Source organism: Salmonella sp. 3C, assembly GCF_025426275.1.
GTDB classification, from domain to species: domain Bacteria; phylum Pseudomonadota; class Gammaproteobacteria; order Enterobacterales; family Enterobacteriaceae; genus Salmonella; species Salmonella enterica.
In genome coordinates, this window is the sequence record NZ_CP104858.1 from 3,083,464 (window position 1) to 3,108,603 (window position 25,140).

Sequence of the window (25,140 nt, forward strand, 5' to 3'; positions counted from 1 at the left end):
GGATGTTGGCGTTAAGACCTCTTATCCGGCATTTCCCTTTACGCCATTCCCGCCTGACACACGCCTGAGCGCCTGCCTCGTACATTTAACGACACACCAGGAAACATCATGAAATAATTTCAAGGACAGCAGGCTGTGATCTGTGTCATGTTAAGAAATAGCCTTTCGTTTGGGCCAAAACAGACGATGCCGCATGAACGGCATCCGGCACAGCATCACACTATTTAAAATGGAGAAATTATGGGATTGCGTCAGAGTTTACGCATTGCGGCCAGCACGCTATTACTGGCCTGCGGATTACAGTTTGCCCATGCCAATAGTTCCCCGCAAACGATCGTATTTGGCGTCGCGCCAGGGCCGTATGGCGATATGGTGAAGCAGGCGATTGCGCCGACATTAAAAGAAAAAGGGTATAAGGTTGTGGTGCGCGAGTTTAGCGACTATGTCCAGCCCAATATGGCGTTAGCTAACGGCAGCATTGACGCCAACCTCTTTCAACATACCCTCTATTTTGACAAATTCACCGCTGACAAAGGGTTGAAGCTCAGCAAACTTATTGTGGTACCGACCGCCGGGATGGGCTTCTATTCACGTAAAATCAACAGGCTGGATGCGCTTAAAAAAGGGGACATTATTACCCTCTCCAACGATCCGACCAACCTGGCGCGCGGCCTTCGCTTCCTGCAATCGTTGGGGCTTATCACGATTAAGGACAATATCGATCCGACCAAAGCCTCTGAACGAGATATCGCCAGCAATCCAAAAGGACTGGTTTTCAAACCGCTGGAAGCCGCACAGCTACCGCGCACGCTGGATGGCGTGACCGGCGCGCTGGTTAACGGGAACTTTGCGGTGGCGGCAGGACTCGATCTCTCCAGCGCGATTAAGCAGGAACACCTGGATGAGAATCTGAAAAATATCATTGCGGTACGCAGTGAAGATGCCGATAAGCCGTTTGCCAAAGATATTGTCGAGGCGGTGAAATCGCCGGCTTATCGCGCGGTCATCGACGATCCAAAGAATATTTATAGCGCCTTCCAGAAACCGGAATGGATGACCGCGACACCCTGATCGCAGCGGTAGCCATCCCCAATTTCTGAGGTGAATATGATTGAAATAGAAAAAGTCTGCGTCGATTTTACCGCCGGTCGCGGTACCCCCACGCGCGCGGTGGATGATGTGAGCCTGCATATCGCCGCGGGCGAGATTTTTGGCATTGTCGGTACCAGCGGCGCAGGAAAAAGCACTCTGCTGCGTACCCTGAACGCCTTAACGCGTCCCAGCCAGGGGCGCGTCAACGTCAACGGCGTGGAAATTTCGGCGCTGGACGGAAAAGCGTTACGCCAGGCGCGGCAGCGTATTGGTATGATTTTCCAGCATTTTAACTTAATGCATACCCGGACAGTGGCGCAAAACGTTGCGTTTAGCCTGAAAGCGGCTGGCTGGGAACGCAGCAAAATCGCGCCACGGGTGGCGGAAATTTTAACGCTGGTGGGCCTTGCCGATAAAGCGAACCGTTTTCCGGTACAGCTCAGCGGCGGGCAAAAACAGCGGGTGGGGATAGCGCGCGCCATCGCTAACCATCCGGATGTGTTGTTGTGTGACGAACCAACTTCCGCTCTGGATCTGGAAACTTCCGCCACGATTCTGGCTCTGCTCAGACAGATCAACGCACAGCTCGGGATTACTATTGTGCTGATCACCCATGAAATGAACGTGATCAAATCTATTTGCGATCGCGTGGCGGTGATGTCGGGCGGTAAGGTTGTGGAATCGGGCGAGGTGTTTGATGTGTTTGCCCACCCGCAACACGCTTTCACACAGCAACTGGTGTCTCATACCCTTAATTTGACCCTGCCGGAACGTTTACGGGAACACCTGCCCGGGCAGTTGCTGAAAATTTTGTTTATCGGCGATTCGGCGGAGCAGCCGGTACTGTCGGAGGTGGCGATCAAGTTTGGCGTCGCGGTCAATATCCTGCATGGCAAGATTGAATATATCGGCGAACGCGCGTTGGGCATTCTGGTGGTGCAATTAACCGCGCCGCATAATCCAACGGCGGTGGCCGCCGCCGTGGAGCATATCCGTCAACGTACCGCACAGGTGGAGGTGATCCGTGGATGATTTATTGCCGGATTTAACGCTGGCGTTCAATGAAACTTTCCAGATGTTGAGTATTTCAACGGTGCTGGCGATTCTTGGCGGTCTACCGCTCGGTTTTCTGATTTTTGTCACCGATCGTCATCTGTTCTGGCAGAACCGTTTTATTTATCTCGTCGCCTCGGTTCTGGTGAATATTATCCGCTCGGTGCCATTTGTTATTTTACTGGTGCTGTTACTGCCGCTAACGCAGCTTTTGCTGGGCAATACGATTGGCCCGATTGCAGCCTCCGTCCCGCTGTCGGTGGCCGCAATCGCGTTTTATGCACGCCTGGTAGATAGCGCGCTCCGTGAAGTCGATAAAGGGATTATTGAGGCGGCGCTGGCATTCGGCGCTAGTCCGATGCGTATTATCTGTACCGTACTGTTGCCGGAAGCCAGCGCAGGGCTGCTGCGCGGCCTGACGATTACGCTGGTAAGCTTAATCGGCTACTCGGCGATGGCCGGGATTGTCGGCGGCGGCGGGGTAGGCGACCTGGCGATTCGCTATGGCTACTACCGTTACGAAACCGAAGTGATGGTTGTTACCGTAGTGGCGCTGATTGTGCTGGTTCAGGTCGTTCAGATGCTGGGCGACTGGCTGGCAAAACGTGCCGACAAGCGCGACAGACACTAAGCCGGCTCAATGTAGCGTCAGCCGGCAATAAAAATAAGCTATTGCGCTTTTAGCCAGTTGGCAACGTCTTGCCATGGGCCGCGAAAAACGATATTCGCGGCTTTTTTCTCCAGTTGATAGCGATACATCGGGTCGTAATATTCGTTAAGTAGCGGAACCAGCCATGCCATATGGCCGTCGGTGCTGCCGCTGGATAATTGCTCCGCCAGCGCCCTATCCAGCGTGTCCGTCAGTTCGGCAAAGCGTTGCAACCCCAGACGGCGGCGAATAGCGAACAGTCCATGATGAAGATATTCACTATACGCCTGCCAACCGGCTTCATCGCCGTAGGCGTGGGTGAAGTCGTGATGCATACGGATGAAATACTCTTCACGCAGTCGTTCCAGACGAAGCGCAAACGGATCTTCCACTACCGCAATGGGGGCCTGCGCCATTCTTTCGCGTAAACACTCAGGCAGATGGTTGGCGCCGATCGTTCGCCCTTCATCTTCCAGTACCCACCTTTTTAGCGTCTGACGCGCGTTAATTTTCAGCAATTCAACGGCAAGTTTGTTTTCAAAACTGGCCTGGCTGAGCTGGGGGTTCAGCGTGCGGCCAAAAGAGGAGCCGCGATGACGCGCAAGACCTTCCAGATCCACGCCGTTGGGCTGTTGTCGCACCAGTTGCGTTTTGCCGCTGCCCGTACAGCCGCCAATTAAAAGTATCGGTTTTTGCGCCAGTTGCCAGGTCGCCTGAATTGCTGTCTGGCGCAGCGCTTTATAGCCGCCTTCAATAAGCGGGCAGTCAATCCCTGTTTCTTGCAGCCAACGTTGTACGATATGTGACCGCTGACCGCCGCGCGCGCAGCACAGATACCCGTTGGGGAAACGTTGATACGCGGCTTTCCAGGCCTCAAGCCGCTGCTGGCGAATGTCGCCGCAAACCAGCCGATGCCCCAACGCTAACGCCGCATCCGCGCCCTGACGTTTGTAGCAGGTGCCGACGGCGGCTCGCTCGTCATCCATCATCAATGGCAGGTTGATAGCGCCCGGCATGGCGCCCTGTTCAAACTCAATCGGCGCGCGTACATCAATTAAAGGCGTATCGGCAAGGAGGATCGCGCGATAGTCCTGTGCTTTTTGTCTGTCTTGCATAACGTAAAACGTAACCTCAAATCATCCCTTGCGTTATTTTACGCGCCAATTCGCAAAGTGGCTTGATTTTTAACAGCGTACGGTATTGAAAATGGATAAAAAACCGGCTATTTCGGGTTGCCGTTGGGTAAATAATTTCACAATGTCTTCTACCGCTTTGCCTCCGCCAAATTTATGCCAGGCGAGGCTTAACGGTGAGGGCGGACGCATCGTAGGGATGGTACAGCTTACCAGTTCGTTTTTGTCGATCAGCGTTTGACAAAGCGGCTGCGGGACAAAACCGATACCGACGCCTGCCAGATGAGCGGCGATTTTGGTTTCCATATCAGGCACGATAATTTCCTTCTGCCCCGGAAGGCGCCAGGCTACCCGCTTGGTCAGCGTACGTGCGCTGTCTTCGATATTAATTGCCGGGAAACGGCGCAACTGCGCTTCTGTTAGAGGCCCGCTGACGTGAGCTAAAGGATGATCCGCAGACATCACAAAACGCCATTGTACGGAACCTAAAGGGTCGAGCATAAAGGTATTAGCCAACGGCTCGGTGCCAGTTACGCCAATCGCCAGCGAAAAACCTTCATACAGGAGCGAATCCCAGACGCCCATATAAATTTGCCGGGAAAAGTGAAACTGAGTGAAAGGGTAACGCGCATTAAGCCACGATAAGAGACTGGCGACCGCTTGCGGGCTATAGAGCAGGTTATTCACCACAATATTGACCTGACGCTCTACGCCGTCGTTAACCTGGCGTAGCTCGTCAGGCATGCTGTCCAGCCACGCAAGCCAGTCTTTTGCCTGAGAGAGAAGGTGAGAGCCCGCCGCCGTCAACGAGACGCTTCGCGTTGTGCGAAAGAACAGCCCTACGCCGGTATTTTCCTCCAACAGTTTGATGCGGTAGCTAATGGTTGCCGTGGTTTTACACAGGCGCTCCGCCGCTTTGGAGAAACTCCCCGTTTCGGCAACGCTGATAAAGGTACGCAGTGTTTCCGGGTCAAACATCGTCAGACGCCTCCTTACGATCCTGATAAAACCAGAATTGTTTTCCTATGATTTTTAAGTAGTTTTACATAATAGCCATGTTTGATTTGTGGTCTAAATCTACTTTTGGAAAAATATTCCAACTTTTATGTTGATGTTAAATCCCGAAGGTTTTAGATTGCATGGTATTGAAACCGGACAGAGTCCAAACCGCGGTTAAACGGAATCGAGCTACAAGGGAAAAATAATGAAACTTGAGGTATTACCGTTAGATCAGAAGACGTTCAGCGCCTATGGCGATGTTATTGAGACGCAGGAACGTGACTTTTTTCATATAAACAACGGGTTAGTTGAGCGATATCACGACCTGGCGAAGGTTGAAGTTCTGGAGCAGGATCGCACGCTGATCAGTATTAACAGGGCGCAACCGGCCGCGATGCCTATTGTGGTACATGAACTGGAACGTCATCCTTTAGGTACGCAGGCGTTTGTGCCGATGAACGGCGAGGCTTTTGTCGTTATTGTCGCGCTCGGCGATGATAAACCCGATCTCTCCACGCTGCGGGCGTTTATTAGCAATGGACGGCAGGGCGTCAATTATCACCGTAATGTATGGCATCACCCGCTGTTTGCGTGGCAGACGGTTACCGATTTTCTGACGGTGGATCGCGGCGGCAGCGATAACTGTGATGTTGAAAGTATCCCGACACATGAACTCTGTTTTGCGTGACGCTATTGGCCTTCTTGCATAAGATGAACATATTGTTCATTGTTTATGCTCATATTTTGGGCCGGAGTTAACGTAAATATGACGGAAGTAAGACGACGCGGCAGGCCAGGACAGGCAGAGCCGACTGCGCAGAAAGGCGCTCAGGCGCTGGAGAGGGGCATAGCGATATTGCAATATCTCGAAAGAAGCGGCGGCAGTTCATCAGTTAGCGATATTTCCGGCAGCCTGGATTTACCGCTTTCTACGACGTTTCGCCTGTTAAAGGTACTGCAAGCGGCTGATTTTGTGTACCAGGATAGCCAGCTTGGCTGGTGGCATATTGGTTTAGGCGTATTTAATGTGGGCTCTGCGTATATTCATAATCGCGATGTCCTCTCGGTAGCCGGGCCCTTTATGCACCGACTTATGCTGCTTTCTGGCGAGACGGTCAACGTAGCGATTCGCAACGGTAATGAAGCGGTGTTAATCGGTCAAAAGGAGTGCAAATCGATGGTCAGAATGTGCGCGCCCTTAGGGAGTCGTCTGCCGTTACATGCTTCCGGCGCCGGAAAAGCGCTGCTTTACCCGCTCACCGAAGAAGAGCTGGTGGGGATCGTCGTCAATACCGGTTTGCGGCGGTTTACGCCGACCACTCTGGTGGATTTACCTATCCTGCTTAAAAATCTGGAGCAGGCGCGTGAACAGGGCTACACCGTTGACCAGGAAGAACATGTTGTCGGGCTGAATTGTATCGCCTCCGCTATCTATGACGATGCGGGCAGCGTGGTCGCCGCTATCTCAATATCGGGACCGGCTTCCCGGCTGACGGAAGATCGCTTTATCAGCCAGGGTGAACTGGTACGGGATACCGCGAAAGACATCAGTACGGCGCTTGGGCTAAAACCCCCTGTAGCCTGAGCCGCATCCCGCTCGCTGGAGCGGGACTTTTTTAAAATTTTTAAAAGTTGGAAACTTTTTCCAATAAAAAGAGGTAGCAATAAAATGGCAAAAATGAGAGCCGTGGATGCGGCAATGTATGTGCTGGAAAAAGAAGGTATCACCACAGCATTCGGCGTTCCTGGGGCTGCAATCAACCCCTTCTATTCTGCAATACGTAAGCATGGAGGCATTCGCCATATACTGGCGCGTCATGTGGAAGGCGCTTCACATATGGCTGAGGGCTACACACGTGCGGCGGCAGGTAATATTGGGGTTTGCCTGGGCACTTCCGGCCCGGCGGGAACCGACATGATCACCGCGCTCTATTCCGCTTCTGCCGACTCTATCCCGATTTTATGCATTACTGGTCAGGCGCCACGAGCGCGTCTGCACAAGGAAGATTTCCAGGCAGTCGATATTGAAGCGATTGCAAAACCAGTCAGCAAGATGGCAGTGACGGTTCGTGAGGCGGCGCTGGTGCCGCGCGTATTACAGCAGGCTTTTCATCTGATGCGCTCAGGCCGCCCAGGTCCTGTGCTGGTTGATTTACCGTTTGATGTCCAGGTTGCGGAAATCGAATTCGATCCGGATATGTATGAGCCGCTGCCGGTATATAAGCCAGCCGCCAGCCGCGTACAGATTGAAAAGGCGCTGGAGATGCTGATTCAGTCCGAGCGTCCGGTAATTGTCGCGGGCGGCGGGGTTATTAACGCCGACGCCGCGCCACTGCTGCAGCAGTTTGCCGAACTGACCAATGTACCGGTGATCCCTACCCTGATGGGCTGGGGCTGTATCCCGGACGATCACCCCCTAATGGCGGGGATGGTCGGCCTGCAAACGGCGCACCGCTACGGCAACGCCACTCTGCTGGCATCCGATATGGTTTTTGGCATCGGTAACCGTTTCGCCAACCGTCATACGGGGTCCGTTGAGAAATATACTCAGGGGCGAAAAATCATCCATATCGATATTGAACCGACGCAAATTGGCCGCGTGTTGTGCCCGGATCTGGGCATCGTTTCGGACGCCAAAGCGGCGCTAACGTTGCTGATCGATGTCGCGCAGGAGATGCAAAAGGCGGGGCGTTTGCCATGCCGGAAGACCTGGGTGGACGAATGCCAGCAGCGTAAACGGACTTTGCTGCGTAAAACCCACTTTGACAACGTGCCAGTGAAGCCGCAGCGCGTCTATGAAGAGATGAACAAAGCCTTTGGTCGCGATGTGTGCTATGTCACCACCATTGGATTGTCGCAAATCGCGGCAGCGCAGATGCTGCATGTGTTTAAAGACAGACACTGGATCAACTGCGGCCAGGCGGGGCCTCTTGGCTGGACAATCCCGGCGGCATTAGGGGTTTGTGCTGCCGATCCGCAACGCAATGTGGTGGCGATTTCCGGCGATTTCGACTTCCAGTTCCTGATTGAAGAGTTAGCCGTCGGCGCGCAGTTTAACATCCCGTATATCCATGTGCTGGTTAACAACGCTTATCTTGGTCTGATTCGCCAGTCGCAACGCGCATTTGACATGGACTACTGCGTACAGCTCGCCTTTGAAAATATCAACTCCAGCGAAGTGAATGGCTATGGCGTTGACCATGTAAAAGTGGCAGAAGGGTTAGGCTGTAAAGCAATTCGTGTCTTTAAACCGGAAGATATTGCGCCTGCATTTGAACAAGCTAAAGCGCTGATGGCGCAATATCGCGTTCCGGTGGTGGTGGAAGTCATTCTGGAACGCGTAACCAATATTTCCATGGGCAGCGAACTGGATAACGTAACCGAGTTTGAAGAGGTTGCGGATAGTGCGAAAGATGCGCCAACAGAAACCTGTTTTATGAAATATGAGTAAGGGAGGTAATCGATGTTACGTTTCTCTGCCAATCTTTCTATGCTGTTTACGGAATATGATTTCCTGGAACGCTTTGATAAAGCGGCGTTGTCGGGATTTCGCGGCGTGGAATTCATGTTTCCCTACGATAACGACATCGAAGTGTTAAAACGTAAGCTCAGGGATAATAATCTGGAACATACGTTACATAATTTACCTGCTGGCGACTGGGCGGCTGGCGAACGTGGAATTGCCTGTATTCCTGGGCGCGAAGAAGAGTTTCGCGATGGCGTAGCGGCCGCAATCCGCTATGCACGTGCGTTAGGCAATAAGAAAATAAATTGTCTGGTGGGTAAAACGCCGTCAGGATTCTCCGCAACGGAGATCCACGACACGTTGGTCGAAAACCTGCGCTATGCGGCAAATATGCTGGCGAAAGAAGACATTTTATTACTTATCGAACCTATTAATCACTTTGATATGCCGGGATTCCATCTCACCGGCACTCAACAGGCGTTAGCATTAATTAAGGATATCGGCAGTGATAATATCAAAATTCAGTATGATATTTATCACATGCAACGCATGGAAGGGGAATTAACGCAAACCATGACGGCATGGGCCGATAAAATAGGCCATTTACAGATTGCTGATAACCCGCGTCGCGGCGAGCCGGGGACCGGGGAAATTAATTATGACTTTATTTTTAATGTCATTAAACAGTCTGGTTATGATGGCTGGGTTGGCTGTGAATATAAACCACTGACTACCACGGAAGCGGGATTATCGTGGATTAATCAGTACCGTTAAAACGCAGAATAATTCGGGCAGCGCTTTTTTTTCCACTGTGTTGGAAAGGGATTGTGTTGCCTGAATCTGGAAACACCGAAAGCAATAAAAGAGGTTGTATATGAAACTGGGATTTATTGGCCTGGGAATTATGGGCTCGCCAATGGCTATCAATTTGGCACGCGCCGGTCATCAATTACACGTTACGACTATTGGTCCGGTCGCGGACGAACTGCTCTCGCTGGGGGCGGTAAATGTTGAGACTGCACGTCAGGTAACTGAATTTGCAGACATTATCTTCATAATGGTGCCGGATACGCCGCAGGTTGAAGAGGTGTTATTTGGCGAACACGGTTGCGCCAAAACATCGCTTCAGGGAAAAACCATCGTCGATATGAGTTCTATTTCTCCTATCGAAACCAAACGTTTTGCCCAGCGCGTTAATGAAATGGGCGCTGATTACCTGGATGCCCCGGTTTCCGGGGGAGAAATCGGGGCGCGTGAAGGCACTCTGTCGATTATGGTCGGCGGCGAGCAGAAAGTCTTTGACCGCGTTAAACCGCTCTTTGACATCCTGGGAAAAAATATCACCCTGGTGGGCGGCAATGGGGATGGGCAAACCTGTAAGGTGGCTAACCAAATTATTGTTGCGCTGAATATTGAAGCGGTTTCTGAAGCCTTAGTGTTTGCTTCAAAAGCAGGCGCCGATCCGGTACGCGTGCGCCAGGCGTTAATGGGCGGGTTCGCCTCTTCACGCATTCTGGAAGTTCACGGCGAGCGGATGATCAACCGGACGTTCGAGCCTGGTTTCAAAATCGCGCTTCATCAGAAAGACCTTAATCTTGCATTGCAAAGCGCAAAAGCGCTGGCGCTGAATTTACCGAATACGGCGACCTGCCAGGAATTATTCAATACCTGTGCGGCAAATGGCGGGAGCCAGCTTGATCATTCGGCAATGGTACAGGCGCTGGAATTAATGGCCAATCATAAATTGTCCTAATTATGTGTATCGCTGCGGCTGCAGCGATACCTGTTCACAAGGAACACTCTGTAAAGGTGAAGAACATGAGTGAAACTAAAAAATCCGGGATTGATTACTGGAAACAAATTGTTGTCGTAATGAGCCTGGGCTGGGTAGCGATTTGGATCTATCGCACCGTGCTTACGCCAATTTATCCAGAAATTCAGGCATCTTTAGACAATGTAAGTAATGCAGAAATAGGCGCCATTGCAAGTTTTTACTTTTTTGCTTACTGCAGTATGCAAATCCCTTGCGGAATATTGGTCGATAAATTCGGTCAAAAAATCATGCTGATGGCCGGATTTACGCTTTTTATTATTGGTACACTCTGTATCGCGAAAGCCAATGGCCTGACCATGATCTATATAGGGTCGCTAATGGCAGGTGGCGGATGCGCTTCTTTCTTTAGCTCGGCTTATTCACTCTCTTCGGCAAACGTGCCGCAGGCCCGTCGGGCATTAGCCAACGCGATTATCAACAGCGGGTCGGCTATAGGGATGGGGATTGGCTTAATCGGTTCCAGCGTATTAGTAAAAAACATGAGCATGGCCTGGCAAAATGTACTGTATATCGTGGCCGCGATATTAGTAATCATGCTGTGCGTCTTTACGCTGATCATTCGCGGTAAAGCCAAAAGCGACTCTGCGCAAGCGGAAAAGCAAACCCAAACCGTTACGGAAGATGAGAAACGTGCGCCTTTATTCTCTGGTTTATTGTGTAGCGTTTACTTCCTCTATTTCTGTACCTGCTACGGTTATTATTTGATAGTGACCTGGCAGCCCTCTTATCTACAGACTGAAAGAGGATTTGATGGCGGAGCTATCGGGCTGGCATCAGCGCTGGTGGCGGTGGTTGGCGTACCGGGGGCGTTATTTTTTAGCCATCTGTCAGATAAATTCCGTAACAGTAAAGTTAAGGTTATTCTCGGTCTGGAAATTGTGGCGGCAGCAATGTTGGCGTTTACGGTTTTGTCCCCGAATACCACGATGCTGATGGTCAGCCTGACGCTATACGGCTTGCTGGGGAAAATGGCGGTAGACCCGATCCTGATCTCCTTTGTATCTGAACAGGCTTCGGCAAAAAGTCTGGGAAGAGCTTTCAGCCTTTTTAATTTCTTTGGCATGAGCTCGGCGGTTGTCGCCCCAACGTTGACCGGATTTATTTCGGATGTAACGGGGTCGAAGGAGATCAGTTTTGTGATTTCAGCATGTTTAGTGGTCACCGGAACGCTGATCTTTGCTGTCGTCACTTTATATAAAAAGAAAGCAACGCAACGTATTGCTTCAGCTTAAAAATAATTATATCTACTAATTCTTTATTTTATATTTATTTGTTCCTCATAGCTAAACCCATAACAACGTTATCCGATGCGTGAAAAGAGGGATTTATGGAACATCAAAGAGAGCTATACCAGCAGCGCGGTTATAGCGAAGACTTATTACCTAAAACAGAAACCCAACGAAACTGGAAGGCATTTAACTATTTCACCTTATGGATGGGATCTGTACATAACGTGCCAAATTACGTTATGGTCGGCGGTTTTTTTATACTGGGCCTATCAACATTTAATATCATGTTGGCCATTATTATCAGCGCATTATTTATTGCGGCGGCGATGGTAATGAATGGCGCGGCAGGCAGCAAATATGGCGTTCCTTTTGCTATGATATTGCGAGGTTCTTACGGCGTCCGCGGCGCGCTATTCCCTGGATTATTGCGAGGGGGAATCGCGGCAATTATGTGGTTCGGCTTACAGTGTTACGCGGGATCGCTGGCATTTCTTATTTTGATTGGGAAGATCTGGCCAGGATTTCTGACATTAGGCGGAGATTTCAAGCTGCTGGGTCTTTCACTGCCAGGACTAATTACTTTTCTAATTTTTTGGATTATTAACGTTGGCATCGGTTTTGGCGGTGGTAAAGTATTAAATAAATTTACCGCTATCCTCAATCCATGTATTTACATTGTCTTTGGCGGCATGGCTATTTGGGCAATATCGCTGGTCGGCATTGGCCCGATTCTGGACTATCTGCCTTCAGGCGTGCAAAAAGCAGAGCACAGCGGCTTTCTGTTCCTGGTGGTGATTAACGCCGTAGTCGCCGTCTGGGCAGCGCCAGCGGTGAGCGCGTCCGATTTCACGCAAAACGCGCATTCATTTCGCGCTCAGGCATTGGGACAAACGCTGGGGCTTATCGTAGCGTATATATTATTCGCCGTAGCCAGCGTGTGCATTATTGCCGGAGCCAGTATTCATTATGGTATGGATACCTGGAACGTGCTGGATATTGTGCAGCGCTGGGACAGCCTGTTTGCTTCATTCTTTGCGGTGTTGGTGATTCTGATGACGACAATTTCAACCAACGCCACCGGTAATATTATACCTGCGGGGTATCAAATTGCGGCGCTTGCCCCGACAAAGCTTAACTATAAAAATGGCGTAATGATTGCCAGTATTATCAGTCTACTGATTTGTCCATGGAAATTAATGGAGAATCAGGACAGTATTTATCTGTTCCTCGATATTATCGGCGGTATGCTTGGCCCGGTAATCGGCGTAATGTTAGCTCATTATTTTGTGGTAATGCGTGGAAAAATTAATCTTGATGAGCTGTACACCGCCAGCGGTGATTACAAATATTATGATAATGGATTTAACCTGACTGCATTTTCAGTCACCCTGGTCGCAGTTATTCTGTCATTAGGCGGCAAGTTTATACCATTTTTGGAGCCTTTATCCCGCGTGTCCTAGTTTGTAGGCGTAATAGTTGCGTTCGTTACTTATGCGCTATTGAAGAAACGCACGGGTTTTGAAAATACAGGAGAGAAAAAACTCGCAGGTTAAATATTGAAAAAGCATTAAGCGTATTTAATGAAGTGTGCGCTATTTAAAAACTATCTGTATCCATACAAGGAGTTTGTTATGTCTTTTGATTTAATTATTAAGAACGGTACTGTCATCTTAGAAAACGAAGCGAGAGTTATCGATATCGCCGTCCAGGGCGGAAAAATCGCCGCGATTGGCGAGAACCTGGGGGAAGCGAAAAATGTGCTGGATGCGACGGGATTGATCGTTTCGCCGGGCATGGTTGACGCGCATACCCACATTTCTGAACCGGGCCGTACCCACTGGGAAGGCTATGAAACCGGTACCCGCGCGGCGGCGAAAGGCGGTATTACCACGATGATTGAGATGCCGCTCAATCAGCTGCCGGCGACGGTCGATCGTGAGACGATTGAACTCAAGTTTGACGCGGCAAAAGGTAAATTGACCATCGACGCCGCGCAGTTGGGCGGTTTGGTTTCTTATAACCTGGATCGGCTTCATGAGCTGGACGAAGTGGGCGTTGTCGGCTTCAAGTGCTTTGTCGCCACCTGCGGCGATCGTGGCATCGATAATGATTTTCGCGACGTTAATGACTGGCAGTTTTACAAAGGCGCGCAAAAATTGGGGGAAATGGACCAGACGGTACTGGTACATTGCGAAAATGCTCTGATTTGCGATGAGCTGGGCGAGGAAGCTAAACGCGAAGGTCGCGTAACGGCGCATGATTATGTCGCCTCACGTCCGGTATTTACTGAAGTGGAAGCCATTCGTCGCGTGCTGTATCTGGCGAAAGCGGCAGGTTGCCGTCTGCACGTTTGCCATATCAGCAGCCCGGAGGGGGTAGAGGAAGTAACGCGCGCGCGTCAGGAGGGCCAGGATGTCACCTGTGAATCGTGCCCGCACTATTTTGTCCTCGATACCGATCAGTTCGAAGAGATTGGCACCCTGGCAAAATGTTCTCCGCCAATTCGCGACCAGGAAAACCAGAAAGGGATGTGGGAAAAACTGTTTAACGGCGAAATCGACTGCCTGGTATCCGACCACTCTCCATGCCCTCCGGAAATGAAAGCAGGCAATATCATGCAAGCATGGGGCGGAATTGCCGGACTGCAAAACTGCATGGACGTCATGTTTGATGAAGCGGTGCAAAAACGCGGTATGTCGTTGCCGATGTTTGGCAAATTAATGGCGACCAACGCCGCCGATATTTTTGGTCTGAAACATAAAGGACGTATTGCCCCCGGCAAAGATGCTGACCTGGTCTTTATTCAGCCTGACAGCAGCTATGTTCTGAAAAATGAAGATCTGGAATATCGCCATAAAGTCAGTCCGTATGTTGGCCGTACTATTGGCGCGCGTATTACCAAAACGATTTTGCGCGGCGATGTTATTTATGACATCGAGCATGGCTTCCCTGTGCCGCCAAAAGGTCAGTTTATCCTTAAACATCAGCAGTAATCCGGTGTGATTTAATGCCCGTCGTCACGACGGGCATTCTCTATTTTAAGGTGTGGATATGTTCCCTGTTATTAACCGCGAAAGTGTGTTGTCCGGCTTTCAGTGGTTTTTCTTTATTTTCTGTAACACGGTTGTGGTTCCCCCTACCTTGCTGTCCGCTTTTCATCTTCCCGCTGATAACTTGTTAATGCTCACACAATACGCTTTTTTGACCACCGCGTTGGCCTGCCTGGTTCAGGCATTTTGCGGCCATCGCCGTGCCATTATGGAAGGGCCGACAGGACTGTGGTGGGGCGCTATTCTTACGATTACGCTTGGCGAGGCGTCTCGCGGCACGCCGCTGAACGATATCGCCTCCAGCCTGTCGGTCGGGATCGCGATCTCCGCAATGGTGACGATATTTATCGGCATTAGCGGCTTAGGACACCGTCTGGCTCGCCTGTTTACGCCGGCGGTAATGGTTTTTTTCATGCTGCTTTTGGGCGCGCAGCTGACCTCAATATTTTTTAAAGGCATGCTGGGGCTGCCTTTTGGCATTGCCGATACCAGCGCCAGAATCAAATTGGCCCCCTTTGGGCTGGCGGTCGCGGTGATGTGTTTTATCCTCGCGATGATTATTTTCCTGCAGCAGCGTATCTCCCGTTACGCGTTACTGGTAGGGACCGTGGTCGGGTGGGGGCTATGGCGGTTATGCTTTCCTTCATCACACTTACCGCCGGGTGAATTAAGCTGGCGATGGTTTCCGCTGGGCAGCCACGGCACGCTGATGCCGGGTATTATTGTGACGGCGGTGATGACGGGGTTAGTCAACATCAGCAACACTTACGGCGCCATCCGCGGTACCGATATCTTTTATCTGCATCAAGGGTCGGGCAGTTCTCGTTATCGCCGAAGCTTTATGATTTCCGGACTGATGACGTTAGTGACGGTGCCTTTCGCGGTCGTGCCTTTTTCGCCTTTTGTGTCTTCCATTGGTTTATTAACGCAAACCGGCGACAGTTCTCGCAAATCCTTTATCTGTGGTAGCGCGCTGTGTCTGCTGGTTGCCATTATAACGCCGTTAACCCGCTTATTTTGCGCTATTCCACTGGCGATCAGCAGCGCCGTTATGCTGGTCTCTTATTTACCTTTACTTTATTCCGGTTTGGTTTTTAGCCAGCAAATTACGTTTACCGCGCGGAATATTTATCGCCTGGCGTTACCGCTTTTTGTCGGCATTTTTTTGATGGGGCTTCCTCCGGTCTATTTACAGGATCTTCCACTGATGATTCGTCCTCTGCTTAGCAACGGATTACTGGTGGGAATCTTACTGGCAGTGCTTATGGAAAATCTTATTCCGTGGGAACGCATTAAATAACGTGAGAAAACAAGGAGACATGATGAAGATTGTAATTGCGCCAGATTCATTTAAAGAGAGCTTAAGCGCTGATAAATGCTGTCAGGCTATTAAAGCGGGATTTTCAACCGTATTTCCTGATGCGCGCTATGTTTGTTTACCGATCGCCGATGGCGGAGAAGGAACCGTGGACGCAATGGTGGCTGCGACCGGCGGGAAACGGGTTTCTGTGGACGTTAGCGGGCCGATGGGGGAAAAAGTAAACGGATTTTATGGCCTGACCGGCGACGGCAAAACGGCGATTATTGAAATGGCGGCGGCGAGCGGATTGATGCTGGTGGCGCCAGAGGCGCGTAATCCGCTGCTGGCATCCAGTTTCGGCACCGGCGAATTGATTCGTCACGCCCTGGACGCGGGGATTCGCCATATTATTCTGGGTATCGGCGGCAGCGCCACGGTGGATGGCGGAATGGGAGTAGCGCAGGCGCTCGGTGTGCGTTTTCTGGACGCGCAAGGAATGCTGCTTGGCGCCGGAGGGGGCAATTTATCGCGCCTGGCGAGCATTGACCTGCAGGGGTGCGATCCGCGTATTTCAGAGTGTCGTATTGAGGTCGCCTGTGATGTTGATAACCCGTTGGTGGGGCCACGCGGCGCGGCGGCGGTATTCGGTCCGCAGAAAGGGGCGACGCCTGAAATGGTCGAGACGCTGGAAAATGGATTACGTAATTATGCCCGTGTTTTACATGCCCTGACCGGACGCGACATGTCTCAAATACCGGGCGGTGGAGCGGCCGGAGGAATGGGGATTGCTGCTATCGTCTTCCTGGAAGCGGAAATGAAGCCCGGTATTGAGATTGTTATGCAGGCGGTGAAGTTGGAGGAGGCGGTAAAAGAGGCCTCGCTGGTGATTACCGGAGAAGGGCGAATCGACTCGCAAACGGCGGGAGGAAAAGCGCCGATAGGCGTTGCGTCAGTGGCGAAACGGCATCACGTCCCGGTTATCGGCATTGCCGGCGTACTGGGCGACGGCGTGGAAGTGGTCCATCGCCACGGTATTGATGCCGTATTCAGTATTTTGCCGCGGCTGGCGCCTTTGCCGGAGGTTCTGGCGAACGGTGAACAAAATCTCTACCACAGCGCCTGTAATATTGCCCGCGTCATCAAACTTGGCCAGGATATCGGGACTCGTTAAGCATAAAAAAAGCCACGGTTCTCACCGTGGCAAAATCCAACATAGCTAAATTAAAAATAATCAGGAGGGCTGTCCGCCGTTAAATCATAACGTCGCGGTTACAGTCTTTGGAGTAGATGTAGCTGAATGCTTCGCCACGACCTACACCGTATCCGGCCTGCAGGGAATAAGCGCCCATGAAGATGTAGTCGCCTTTTTTCACCGGCACCCAGTTGTTGTCGAGGTTATAAACCCCCTGGCCGGAAAGGATATAAGCGCCATGTTCCTGGACGTGGGTTTCAATATAGCCGTGGCTGGCGCCCGGTTCGAACGACAGAATATGCATATTCATATCGAAGCCCAGCTCTTTAGGCAGGAAATCCAGCAGAATAACATCTTCCATGCCTTCATAATGAATACGCTCCAGCTGGCTGGCATTGCCGGAAACCAACCACGGGGCATGCCCCTCGACAGGAGTATAGCGGCGTTTATATAAAAATAGCTGGCTGTCTTCCGTTTGAGCGTTGCTAAAGGTCATCATCTCGCCCGGTGGACAATAGAGGTATCCGCCCTGAGTTAAAGAGAATGTTTTTCCTTCTGCTTTAGCTTCAATATTTCCCGTAATGACATAGAGAAAAGTTTCAATCCCCTCGCCGCCAAAGCCCTGCTGGTTGCCGCCATTCTGATGTAAGGTGACCAGATAATCGACGAAAGAAGCACCCAGCTTCGGCGTCGAAAGGATTGTGACGTCACAGTTTTCAAAGCCAGGAATAATATTTTTCACCAGACCGTCCGGCGTTAAGAGCGCATAGTTACCGTGTTTCACAATGGCGCGGTTCGCCAGTAAATCATCGCGGTAACCCGTGACGTTATTCAGATATCCCATTGATGGCTCCTTATTTTTGCCAGGCAAGTTGATGCAGCATTAATGCCAGAGTTTTGACCCCTTCAGCAAGGTCATTAATGTTGGTACGTTCCGCCGGGTTATGGCTGATACCATTAATGCTGGGGACGAAAATCATACAGGTAGGGACGCGCGGCGCGAAAATTTGCGCGTCATGACCTGCGCCGCTATGCATTATGCGATAGTTCAGTTGTTCGGTTTCACACAGCCTGGTGAGGGCCGCGACCAGTTCGGCGTTCATCGGCACCGGCGCTTCGTCCATCCACAAATCGATATCGATGCTGATATCCATTTCATCGCAGATGGCGCGCATATCGTTTTCCAACTGTTCGGTAAATTCGCGAAGTACCGCGGCGTCCGTATGCCGGCAATCGATTGTAAATGTGGTTTTTCCAGGGACTACATTGACCGTATTCGGCTGCGGCTCAACTTTGCCGAACGTTAATACCAGGGGATCGCCATGCTGTTTGGCTTTTTCAATGGACTGACTGCAAATACGACTGAAGGCGTGCACCGTATCGCGACGATAGCCCATTGGCGTTGTGCCTGCATGGTTGGACTCGCCGTTGAGCGTCACCGTGTAGCGACGTTGCCCGACGATGGCGTTGACGACGCCAATCGACTGTCCGTTGCTCTCCAGAACGCAGCCTTGCTCAATATGCAATTCAACAAAGGCGCGGATATCGGTTCGCGCAGCGAGTGGCGCGGCGGGAAGGGTAAATCCGCACGCCTGCATAGCGTCGACAAAGCCTGTGCCTTTGGCGTCCTGGATATGGCGTACCTCTTCAGGATTCGCCAGGCCAAAAATGTTCTTGCTGCCCCAAAAAACGTAAGGGAAACGGCTGCCTTCTTCCTCAGCCATTGACACTACCTCGACGGTGCGCAGCGGCGCGCCGTAGGTCGCTTTTAGCCAGTCGAGCGCCAGCCAGGCGGCAAGCGCGCCGAATTGCCCGTCCAGATTGCCGCCGTTGACGACCGTATCAATATGCGAACCGCTTAAAATCACCTGCTCCGGAAATTGTGTGCCGCAAAGGCGGCCATATAAATTTCCGACGTCATCAAAGCGTGTCTCCAGACCGCTTTCTGCCATTCGCTTTTTAAACTGCTGCTGTGTTTCCAGCCACTCAGGCGAATAAAGTAAACGCGTCATTCCGCCCGTAGGATCGGCTCCAATGGAAGAGAGCCAGGGCAATGTTTCTTCTATCGCGTGGCGAAAATGCTTTATCATAGAAAATTCCTGTTTCAATAATTATTGGGCAAAGGGATTTTTTGTTTCGTATGACTTGAGATAGAGGGCATCGGAAATCAGATATTGATAAATATCATCAACAATATCGATACCATTCATATCGGCATTTTTCTGTTTAATATCCTGATCCTGTCCAGGATAATAAACCTGTTTAAAACCGGGGGCGGGCTTCACGGCATTGAGTTCCTGCATGGTCTGACTAATATGTTTGCGGAATAATTCACAGGAAGAAAAGAACGCCGGATTAATGACCAGATGAAGTTGTCCTAAATTGCGTCCGGCGTGTAAATCTTCATACATCGAACTGACCTGGCGGCCAAACGGCAGCCCCAGCAGAATACCGGACAGAATATCGATCATCATCATCAGGCCGTAACCTTTCGGGCCTGCGGCGGGTAATAACGCATTGACGGCAAAAGGATCATGTGTCGGCGCGCCATTTTTATCAACGGCCCAACTCTCCGGAATGGACTCATTGCGGGACCGTGCATCGAGGACTTTTCCCCAGGCCTGCACGGTGGTGGCCATATCAAAGGTAATGATGTCATCGCCTTCGCCCGGCGCGGCAAAGGCCAGCGGATTAGTGCCATAGTAAATATCCGCCCCGCCAAACGGCACGACCATAGGATCGGACTGACAGATAGACAGACCAATCAGGCCTTCGCGAGCAGCCTGGCGGACGAAATAAGAGATGGCGCCGCTATGGCCCATTCTGCTAATGCCGACAACCGCGACGCCATTTTTTTTGGCTATTTCAATAGCATGCTCCATTCCCATTTTGGCTGCGACCTGTCCGGCAGCATTATCGGCATGCAGTATCGCCGTACAGGGACCGGTATTCTCAATGCGGAACGTCGGCTCCCGGTTGGTGCCGCCTTTTGAAATTCGTTCGGCATAATATTCAACGCGTACGGCGCCATGTGAGTGAATACCTCTGGCATCTGCATAAACCAGTACGTCGGCGACGATGGCGGCGTGCTCACGTTTTAGTCCGGCTTTATAAAGCTTATTTTCGATAAGCTGATGGAGTGTTTCCCGACTGATTTTCATCTGTCTTCCTTTTTAACGACGGTGTGAAGCATGACTGCGATTAACATACCGGGAAAATAAAATGATTATGTGATCCAGACAGGCAAAAAAATATAATTAGAATTTATTTGATAATCAGGCGGGTTTTATCTTTTTGCTTAAATAAAAAGCTTTTTTAGAAAATCATAACTAATCCTTTAGCCGTTGTTTGAATTCTTTTGTTAATAAATTTGATGTGACGTTAATCACTCTATTTACCCTCCCGGATATATACCGTGAAGCGCACATTAACACTGCTCGTGCAATTGCAATGGGTGCAATTATTAAGGAGTTGTTATGATCCACGCCTTTATTAAAAAAGGGTGTTTTCAGGACTCTGTTAGCTTAATGATTATTTCTCGAAAGCTGAGTGAGTCCGAAAATGTTGATGATGTATCGGTAATGATGGGAACGCCTGCGAATAAGTCGCTGCTGGAAACTACCGGTTTCTGGCATGACGATTTTCATGGCGCTACGCCCAATGACATTTGCGTGGCGATTCGTACCGAAGCGGTAGATGACGGCATTACGCAGGTGATTGTGCAACAGCTCGAAGAAGCATTGCAGCAGTTGGCGCAGGGAAGCAGCGGCAGCCAGTCGTTAATCCAGGTCAGACGCTGGGAAAGCGCCTGTCAGAAACTGCCAGAGGCGAATCTGGCGCTGGTATCGGTGGCCGGCGAATATGCGGCGGAACTGGCAGATCAGGCGCTGGATCGTTCGTTGAACGTGATGATCTTCTCCGATAATGTCACGCTGGACGATGAAATCAGACTAAAACGCCGGGCGCGTGATAAAGGACTGCTGGTCATGGGGCCGGATTGCGGCACCGCTATGATCGCCAATACGCCGCTGGCTTTCGCTAACGTCATGCCAGAGGGCAACATCGGGGTGATTGGCGCTTCCGGCACCGGTATTCAGGAGCTCTGTTCACAGATTGCGCTGGCGGGGGAAGGGATTACCCATGCCATCGGGCTTGGCGGACGCGATTTGAGCGCCGAGGTCGGCGGGATCAGCGCGCTAACGGCACTGGAGATACTCAGCGCGGATGAAAAGAGCCAGGTGCTGGCCTTTGTCTCCAAACCGCCTGCCGATGCGGTTCGTCAGCATATTATCGCGGCGATGAAAGCCACCGGCAAACCCGTTGTAGCGCTGTTCTTAGGGTTTTCCTCCCCCGTTGCGCGTGAGGAAAACGTCTGGTTTGCCTCGACGCTGGATGAAGCCGCCCGACTGGCATGTTTATTGTCTCGCGTGACGTCGCAGCGTAAAGAAATGGTTTCAACAGGCGGCGTGATTCGTGGTCTCTATACCGGCGGAACGCTGGCGGCGGAAGCGGCGGGGCTACTGGCCGGCTATCTGGGCGTCGCGGCGGATACGGAACATCACCATGGCATGATGCTTGACGCTGACGGCCACCAGATTATCGATCTGGGCGATGACTTTTATACCGTTGGGCGACCACATCCGATGATCGACCCGGCGTTACGTAATCAGCTTATCGCCGGACTTGGCGCACAGCCGCAGGTACGCGTGTTATTAGTGGACGTCGTTATTGGTTTTGGCGCGACCGCCGATCCCGCCGCATCGCTGATTCAGGCCTGGCAGAAGGCATGCGCCGCACGCGCCGGCGACCAGCCGCTGTTCGCCATCGCAACCGTCACCGGAACGGAACGCGATCCTCAGTGCCGCTCGCAACAAATCGCCGCGCTCGAAGATGCCGGCATCACAGTAGTGGATTCTCTTCCCGAAGCCACTCTGTTGGCCGCGGAACTGATTCGACCAACCCTCTCTTCCACTCATCCATCAGCTCCCCGGTTACTGGAAGCGGTAGCGGTGATTAATGCCGGGTTACGTAGCTTCGCGCTGGATTTACAGGCTGCCGGTATGCCCGTGGTGCACTACCAGTGGGCGCCTGTCGCTGGCGGTAATAAAAAACTGGCTCGTCTGTTAGAACGTTTGCAATAAGGGGTTCCCATGTTTACATCAGTGGCGCAAGCCAACGCTGCAGTCATCGAACAAATTCGTCGCGCACGTCCGCACTGGCTGGATGTGAAGCCAGCTTCTTCATTAATTAGCGTGCTCAATCAGGGGAAAACGCTTCTTCATGCCGGCCCGCCGATGCGCTGGCAAGAGATGACCGGCCCGATGAAAGGCGCCTGTATCGGCGCATGCCTGTTTGAAGGATGGGCCAAAGATGAAATGAGCGCGCTCGTACTGTTAGAGCAGGGAAAGGTCAACTTTATTCCCTGCCATCACGTTAACGCTGTGGGGCCGATGGGCGGTATTACCTCAGCCAGTATGCCGATGCTGGTCGTGGAAAATATCACCGACGGCAATCGCGCGTACTGCAATCTCAACGAAGGGATCGGCAAAGTGATGCGTTTCGGCGCCTATGGCGAGGATGTTCAGCAACGTTTGCGCTGGATGCGCGATGTGCTGATGCCGGTATTAAGCGCGGCGCTGGGACGTCTGGAGCGGGGGCTCGACCTGACCGCAATGATGGCGCAGGGCATTACGATGGGAGATGAATTCCACCAGCGCAATATCGCTTCTTCCGCATTGCTGATGCGCACGTTGGCGCCGCATATCGCCCGTCTGGAACATGATAAGCAGCAGATAGCGGAAGTGATGGATTTTCTGAGCGTCACCGATCAATTCTTCCTTAATCTGGCGATGGCCTACTGTAAAGCCGCCATGGACGCGGGCGCGCAGATTCGCGCCGGCAGTATTGTGACGGCGATGACCCGTAATGGCGATATGTTTGGCATTCGGGTTAGCGGTCTGGGCGACCGTTGGTTCACCGCGCCTGTTAATACGCCGCAGGGGCTATTTTTTACCGGTTTTTCGCAGGATCAGGCCAACCCGGACATGGGCGACAGCGCCATTACTGAAACGTTTGGTATTGGCGGCGCTGCGATGATTGCCGCGCCTGGCGTAACGCGTTTTGTCGGTGCCGGGGGAATGGAAGCGGCGAAATCTGTTTCTGAAGAGATGGCTGAAATTTATCTCGAACGCAACATGCAGCTACAAATCCCCGGCTGGGATTTTCAGGGGGCCTGTCTGGGACTGGATATCCGCCGCGTGGTCGAGACCGGAATTACGCCGCTGATTAACACGGGTATCGCGCATAAAGAGGCGGGGATTGGCCAGATTGGCGCGGGAACCGTCCGTGCGCCGCTGGCCTGTTTCGAGCAGGCGCTGGAAGCGCTGGCGGAAAGCATGGGCGTAAGTTAAGAGAGCGTCTCATGAAACGTATCCATCCTCTTATGGCAAGCCGACAATCGGCGGATTATCGGCAACCCTGGCAGATGTCAGGGGTATGGCGTCGCTCTATTAATTTTGTGGCGAAAAGCGGTGAGTTATTAACGCTTCACCGTCGGGGGAGCGGCTTCAGTCCGGGAGGGTGGATACTGCGCGGCGGCGATTTTGACGCATTGCGCGATGTGCTCACCGATGGCGAAAAACCGCAGTCAACCGCTGCCGGTATTCAGATTGGCGAGTTTCTTTTATGCGAGCCGGAGAGGAGCTGTTCGCTGCGGGTTCCGCGCTATCTTGCGTCGCCGCGTCTTAACGCGACGTACATGCAGCGTAGTGAGGAGACGGGACTGTTTGGGCCGTTAACCGTCGCCGCAGCCCAGCCTCTATGTCCGGAACTTCGCCAGTTTTGTCACTGCTTTCAGTCGGCGCTTGCAGGTGCTGCGACTGACTGGCGGCTATGGCTGGGTAAAGGGCCGGGCTTAACGCCCAGTCATGACGACACGCTGACGGGAATGTTGCTGGCGGCCTGGTATTTTGGCGCCATAGATGAACGCGCCGGGCGTAATTTTTTTGCCCAATCCGGCAGCCTTGATCGGGCGACGACGCTCGTGAGCGTTAGCTATTTACGCTATGCGGCTATGGGTTATTTCGCGTCGCCTTTACTCCACTTTATTCATGCGCTGCGACGAGATGCTCGCACAGAAACGGCGATTGACGGACTGCTGGCGCTGGGGCACACCTCGGGCGCGGATACGCTGCTGGGGTTCTGGCTTGGACAACAAATAGTAAAAGGATAGGGAATGAAAACGTTGGTAGTTGCTCTTGGCGGCAACGCATTATTGCAGCGCGGAGAAGCGCTAACGGCAGAGAATCAATATCGCAATATTGCTGACGCGGTGCCCGCGCTGGCGCGACTTGCCCGCTCGTATCGGCTGGCGATAGTACATGGCAACGGCCCTCAGGTCGGCCTGTTGGCTTTACAGAACCTTGCCTGGAAAGCCGTTGAGCCTTATCCGCTGGATGTGCTGGTAGCGGAAAGTCAGGGAATGATCGGCTATATGCTGGCGCAGCGTCTGGCGCTTGAACCCGATATGCCGCCGGTGACTGCGGTATTAACGCGAATAAAGGTATCGGCGGACGATCCTGCTTTTCTTGAACCGGAAAAGTTTATCGGTCCCGTTTATTCGCCAGAAGAGCAAATGGCGCTGGAAGCGACTTATGGCTGGCATATGAAATGTGATGGAAAATATCTGCGCCGTGTCGTCGCTTCCCCGGCGCCGCGTCAGATTATCGAAAGCGCCGCTATTGAGTTATTGCTAAAAGAGGGCCATGTGGTGATTTGCAGCGGCGGTGGCGGGGTACCTGTTGCTGGCGAGGGCGAAGGGGTCGAGGCGGTGATAGATAAAGACCTGGCGGCGGCATTGCTGGCGGAGCAGATAGCGGCCGATGGTCTGATCATTTTGACGGATGCGGATGCGGTGTATGAACATTGGGGAACGCCGCAGCAGCGCGCTATTCGTCAGGCTTCGCCCGATGAGCTGGCGCCGTTTGCCAAAGCCGATGGCGCGATGGGACCGAAGGTGACCGCGGTAAGCGGGTATGTGAAGCGGTGCGGAAAGCCGGCATGGATTGGCGCGCTGTCGCGTATTGACGATACCCTGGCGGGCAGGGCGGGAACCTGCATCCGTCTGTGATCGCGACGGGCGGCG

General features: G+C 52.1%; 21 protein-coding genes and 1 pseudogene. 17 read left to right on the forward strand and 5 right to left on the reverse strand.

What is annotated here, in order from left to right:
- Window positions 1–240 precede the first annotated feature (240 nt).
- From N7E69_RS14530 to N7E69_RS14540, 3 genes are read left to right on the forward strand one after another with little or no spacing between them, the layout of a single operon-like run.
- On the forward strand, window positions 241–1,071 hold the full coding sequence (locus tag N7E69_RS14530; protein WP_000524320.1) for a MetQ/NlpA family ABC transporter substrate-binding protein: 831 nt from the start codon (window positions 241–243) through the stop codon (window positions 1,069–1,071).
- A gap of 36 nt (window positions 1,072–1,107) precedes the next feature.
- Window positions 1,108–2,124, forward strand: coding sequence for a virulence-associated ABC transporter ATP-binding protein SfbB (gene sfbB / locus N7E69_RS14535; RefSeq protein ID WP_000569660.1), 1,017 nt, complete (start codon window positions 1,108–1,110; stop codon window positions 2,122–2,124).
- Window positions 2,117–2,776 carry a methionine ABC transporter permease gene (locus N7E69_RS14540; RefSeq protein ID WP_000342247.1) on the forward strand — a complete coding sequence of 220 codons (660 nt, stop codon included), beginning with the start codon at window positions 2,117–2,119 and terminating at the stop codon, window positions 2,774–2,776. Before sfbB ends, N7E69_RS14540 begins: the two co-directional genes overlap by 8 nt.
- 38 nt (window positions 2,777–2,814) lie before the next feature.
- Here the strand turns inward: N7E69_RS14540 and mnmH are convergent, their stop codons facing one another.
- Window positions 2,815–3,909 carry a tRNA 2-selenouridine(34) synthase MnmH gene (gene mnmH / locus N7E69_RS14545; protein WP_001154062.1) on the reverse strand — a complete coding sequence of 365 codons (1,095 nt, stop codon included), beginning with the start codon at window positions 3,907–3,909 and terminating at the stop codon, window positions 2,815–2,817.
- 69 nt (window positions 3,910–3,978) lie between these two features.
- Window positions 3,979–4,905, reverse strand: a complete 927-nt coding sequence (gene allS / locus N7E69_RS14550; protein WP_000460169.1) for an HTH-type transcriptional activator AllS — start codon at window positions 4,903–4,905, stop codon at window positions 3,979–3,981.
- Window positions 4,906–5,131: 226 nt separating this feature from the next.
- On the opposite strand from allS, the gene allA reads away from it, so the two are divergent.
- From allA to glxK, 10 genes and pseudogenes are all read left to right on the forward strand, one after another.
- Window positions 5,132–5,614 carry an ureidoglycolate lyase gene (gene allA, locus N7E69_RS14555; protein ID WP_000764659.1) on the forward strand — a complete coding sequence of 161 codons (483 nt, stop codon included), beginning with the start codon at window positions 5,132–5,134 and terminating at the stop codon, window positions 5,612–5,614.
- 78 nt (window positions 5,615–5,692) lie between these two features.
- Window positions 5,693–6,511, forward strand: coding sequence for an HTH-type transcriptional repressor AllR (allR, locus tag N7E69_RS14560; protein ID WP_000141265.1), 819 nt, complete (start codon window positions 5,693–5,695; stop codon window positions 6,509–6,511).
- 84 nt (window positions 6,512–6,595) lie between these two features.
- Entirely contained in the window at window positions 6,596–8,377 is a 1,782-nt protein-coding gene (gcl, locus tag N7E69_RS14565; protein WP_001096859.1) for a glyoxylate carboligase, read from the forward strand.
- Window positions 8,378–8,389: 12 nt separating this feature from the next.
- On the forward strand, window positions 8,390–9,166 hold the full coding sequence (gip, locus tag N7E69_RS14570) for a hydroxypyruvate isomerase Gip (protein WP_000943591.1): 777 nt from the start codon (window positions 8,390–8,392) through the stop codon (window positions 9,164–9,166).
- Between the two features lie 100 nt (window positions 9,167–9,266).
- Window positions 9,267–10,145 carry a 2-hydroxy-3-oxopropionate reductase gene (gene glxR / locus N7E69_RS14575; protein ID WP_000765815.1) on the forward strand — a complete coding sequence of 293 codons (879 nt, stop codon included), beginning with the start codon at window positions 9,267–9,269 and terminating at the stop codon, window positions 10,143–10,145.
- 65 nt (window positions 10,146–10,210) lie between these two features.
- Window positions 10,211–11,458, forward strand: a complete 1,248-nt coding sequence (locus N7E69_RS14580) for an MFS transporter (protein ID WP_079945299.1) — start codon at window positions 10,211–10,213, stop codon at window positions 11,456–11,458.
- Between the two features lie 95 nt (window positions 11,459–11,553).
- Window positions 11,554–13,008, forward strand: a pseudogene (locus N7E69_RS14585) (allantoin transporter).
- A gap of 78 nt (window positions 13,009–13,086) precedes the next feature.
- Window positions 13,087–14,448: an allantoinase AllB gene (gene allB, locus N7E69_RS14590; RefSeq protein ID WP_000006865.1), complete on the forward strand. Its 1,362-nt coding sequence runs from the start codon at window positions 13,087–13,089 to the stop codon at window positions 14,446–14,448.
- Between the two features lie 58 nt (window positions 14,449–14,506).
- Window positions 14,507–15,805, forward strand: coding sequence for a uracil/xanthine transporter (locus tag N7E69_RS14595; protein WP_000484505.1), 1,299 nt, complete (start codon window positions 14,507–14,509; stop codon window positions 15,803–15,805).
- Between the two features lie 22 nt (window positions 15,806–15,827).
- Window positions 15,828–16,976, forward strand: a complete 1,149-nt coding sequence (gene glxK / locus N7E69_RS14600) for a glycerate 3-kinase (protein ID WP_000706327.1) — start codon at window positions 15,828–15,830, stop codon at window positions 16,974–16,976.
- Between the two features lie 79 nt (window positions 16,977–17,055).
- Here glxK and allE read toward each other — a convergent pair whose 3' ends face one another.
- From allE to allD, 3 genes are read right to left on the reverse strand one after another with little or no spacing between them, the layout of a single operon-like run.
- On the reverse strand, window positions 17,056–17,841 hold the full coding sequence (gene allE / locus N7E69_RS14605; RefSeq protein ID WP_000540985.1) for a (S)-ureidoglycine aminohydrolase: 786 nt from the start codon (window positions 17,839–17,841) through the stop codon (window positions 17,056–17,058).
- Between the two features lie 10 nt (window positions 17,842–17,851).
- Entirely contained in the window at window positions 17,852–19,087 is a 1,236-nt protein-coding gene (allC, locus tag N7E69_RS14610) for an allantoate deiminase (protein ID WP_000589769.1), read from the reverse strand.
- A gap of 21 nt (window positions 19,088–19,108) precedes the next feature.
- Complete coding sequence (allD, locus tag N7E69_RS14615) at window positions 19,109–20,158, reverse strand: ureidoglycolate dehydrogenase AllD (RefSeq protein ID WP_000703934.1); 1,050 nt, start codon at window positions 20,156–20,158, stop codon at window positions 19,109–19,111.
- Between the two features lie 315 nt (window positions 20,159–20,473).
- Between allD and N7E69_RS14620 the strand changes: the two genes are divergently transcribed.
- Genes N7E69_RS14620 through N7E69_RS14635 form a run of 4 tightly spaced genes read left to right on the forward strand, consistent with a single transcriptional unit; the run spans window position 20,474 to window position 25,125 of the window.
- Window positions 20,474–22,138, forward strand: a complete 1,665-nt coding sequence (locus N7E69_RS14620; protein ID WP_000580903.1) for an acyl-CoA synthetase FdrA — start codon at window positions 20,474–20,476, stop codon at window positions 22,136–22,138.
- 9 nt (window positions 22,139–22,147) lie between these two features.
- Window positions 22,148–23,407 (forward strand): DUF1116 domain-containing protein, encoded by a 1,260-nt coding sequence (locus N7E69_RS14625; protein WP_000495336.1) that lies wholly within the window; start codon window positions 22,148–22,150, stop codon window positions 23,405–23,407.
- Between the two features lie 11 nt (window positions 23,408–23,418).
- Window positions 23,419–24,228: a DUF2877 domain-containing protein gene (locus tag N7E69_RS14630; RefSeq protein WP_001751101.1), complete on the forward strand. Its 810-nt coding sequence runs from the start codon at window positions 23,419–23,421 to the stop codon at window positions 24,226–24,228.
- Between the two features lie 3 nt (window positions 24,229–24,231).
- Window positions 24,232–25,125 carry a carbamate kinase gene (locus N7E69_RS14635; RefSeq protein WP_000855334.1) on the forward strand — a complete coding sequence of 298 codons (894 nt, stop codon included), beginning with the start codon at window positions 24,232–24,234 and terminating at the stop codon, window positions 25,123–25,125.
- Window positions 25,126–25,140 lie beyond the last annotated feature (15 nt).

Excerpts from the sequence above, each read along its gene's own strand:
- N7E69_RS14635 (WP_000855334.1), top strand. The coding sequence starts at position 24,232 with ATGAAAACGTTGGTAGTTGCTCTTGGCGGCAACGCATTATTGCAGCGC.
- mnmH (WP_001154062.1), bottom strand. The coding sequence starts at position 3,909 with ATGCAAGACAGACAAAAAGCACAGGACTATCGCGCGATCCTCCTTGCC.
- allS (WP_000460169.1), bottom strand. The coding sequence starts at position 4,905 with ATGTTTGACCCGGAAACACTGCGTACCTTTATCAGCGTTGCCGAAACG.
- allD (WP_000703934.1), bottom strand. The coding sequence starts at position 20,158 with ATGAAAATCAGTCGGGAAACACTCCATCAGCTTATCGAAAATAAGCTT.
- glxR (WP_000765815.1), top strand. The coding sequence starts at position 9,267 with ATGAAACTGGGATTTATTGGCCTGGGAATTATGGGCTCGCCAATGGCT.
- allA (WP_000764659.1), top strand. The coding sequence starts at position 5,132 with ATGAAACTTGAGGTATTACCGTTAGATCAGAAGACGTTCAGCGCCTAT.
- sfbB (WP_000569660.1), top strand. The coding sequence starts at position 1,108 with ATGATTGAAATAGAAAAAGTCTGCGTCGATTTTACCGCCGGTCGCGGT.
- N7E69_RS14530 (WP_000524320.1), top strand. The coding sequence starts at position 241 with ATGGGATTGCGTCAGAGTTTACGCATTGCGGCCAGCACGCTATTACTG.
- N7E69_RS14580 (WP_079945299.1), top strand. The coding sequence starts at position 10,211 with ATGAGTGAAACTAAAAAATCCGGGATTGATTACTGGAAACAAATTGTT.
- allC (WP_000589769.1), bottom strand. The coding sequence starts at position 19,087 with ATGATAAAGCATTTTCGCCACGCGATAGAAGAAACATTGCCCTGGCTC.
- glxK (WP_000706327.1), top strand. The coding sequence starts at position 15,828 with ATGAAGATTGTAATTGCGCCAGATTCATTTAAAGAGAGCTTAAGCGCT.
- gcl (WP_001096859.1), top strand. The coding sequence starts at position 6,596 with ATGGCAAAAATGAGAGCCGTGGATGCGGCAATGTATGTGCTGGAAAAA.
- N7E69_RS14595 (WP_000484505.1), top strand. The coding sequence starts at position 14,507 with ATGTTCCCTGTTATTAACCGCGAAAGTGTGTTGTCCGGCTTTCAGTGG.
- N7E69_RS14620 (WP_000580903.1), top strand. The coding sequence starts at position 20,474 with ATGATCCACGCCTTTATTAAAAAAGGGTGTTTTCAGGACTCTGTTAGC.
- N7E69_RS14625 (WP_000495336.1), top strand. The coding sequence starts at position 22,148 with ATGTTTACATCAGTGGCGCAAGCCAACGCTGCAGTCATCGAACAAATT.
- gip (WP_000943591.1), top strand. The coding sequence starts at position 8,390 with ATGTTACGTTTCTCTGCCAATCTTTCTATGCTGTTTACGGAATATGAT.
- N7E69_RS14630 (WP_001751101.1), top strand. The coding sequence starts at position 23,419 with ATGAAACGTATCCATCCTCTTATGGCAAGCCGACAATCGGCGGATTAT.
- allB (WP_000006865.1), top strand. The coding sequence starts at position 13,087 with ATGTCTTTTGATTTAATTATTAAGAACGGTACTGTCATCTTAGAAAAC.
- allR (WP_000141265.1), top strand. The coding sequence starts at position 5,693 with ATGACGGAAGTAAGACGACGCGGCAGGCCAGGACAGGCAGAGCCGACT.
- allE (WP_000540985.1), bottom strand. The coding sequence starts at position 17,841 with ATGGGATATCTGAATAACGTCACGGGTTACCGCGATGATTTACTGGCG.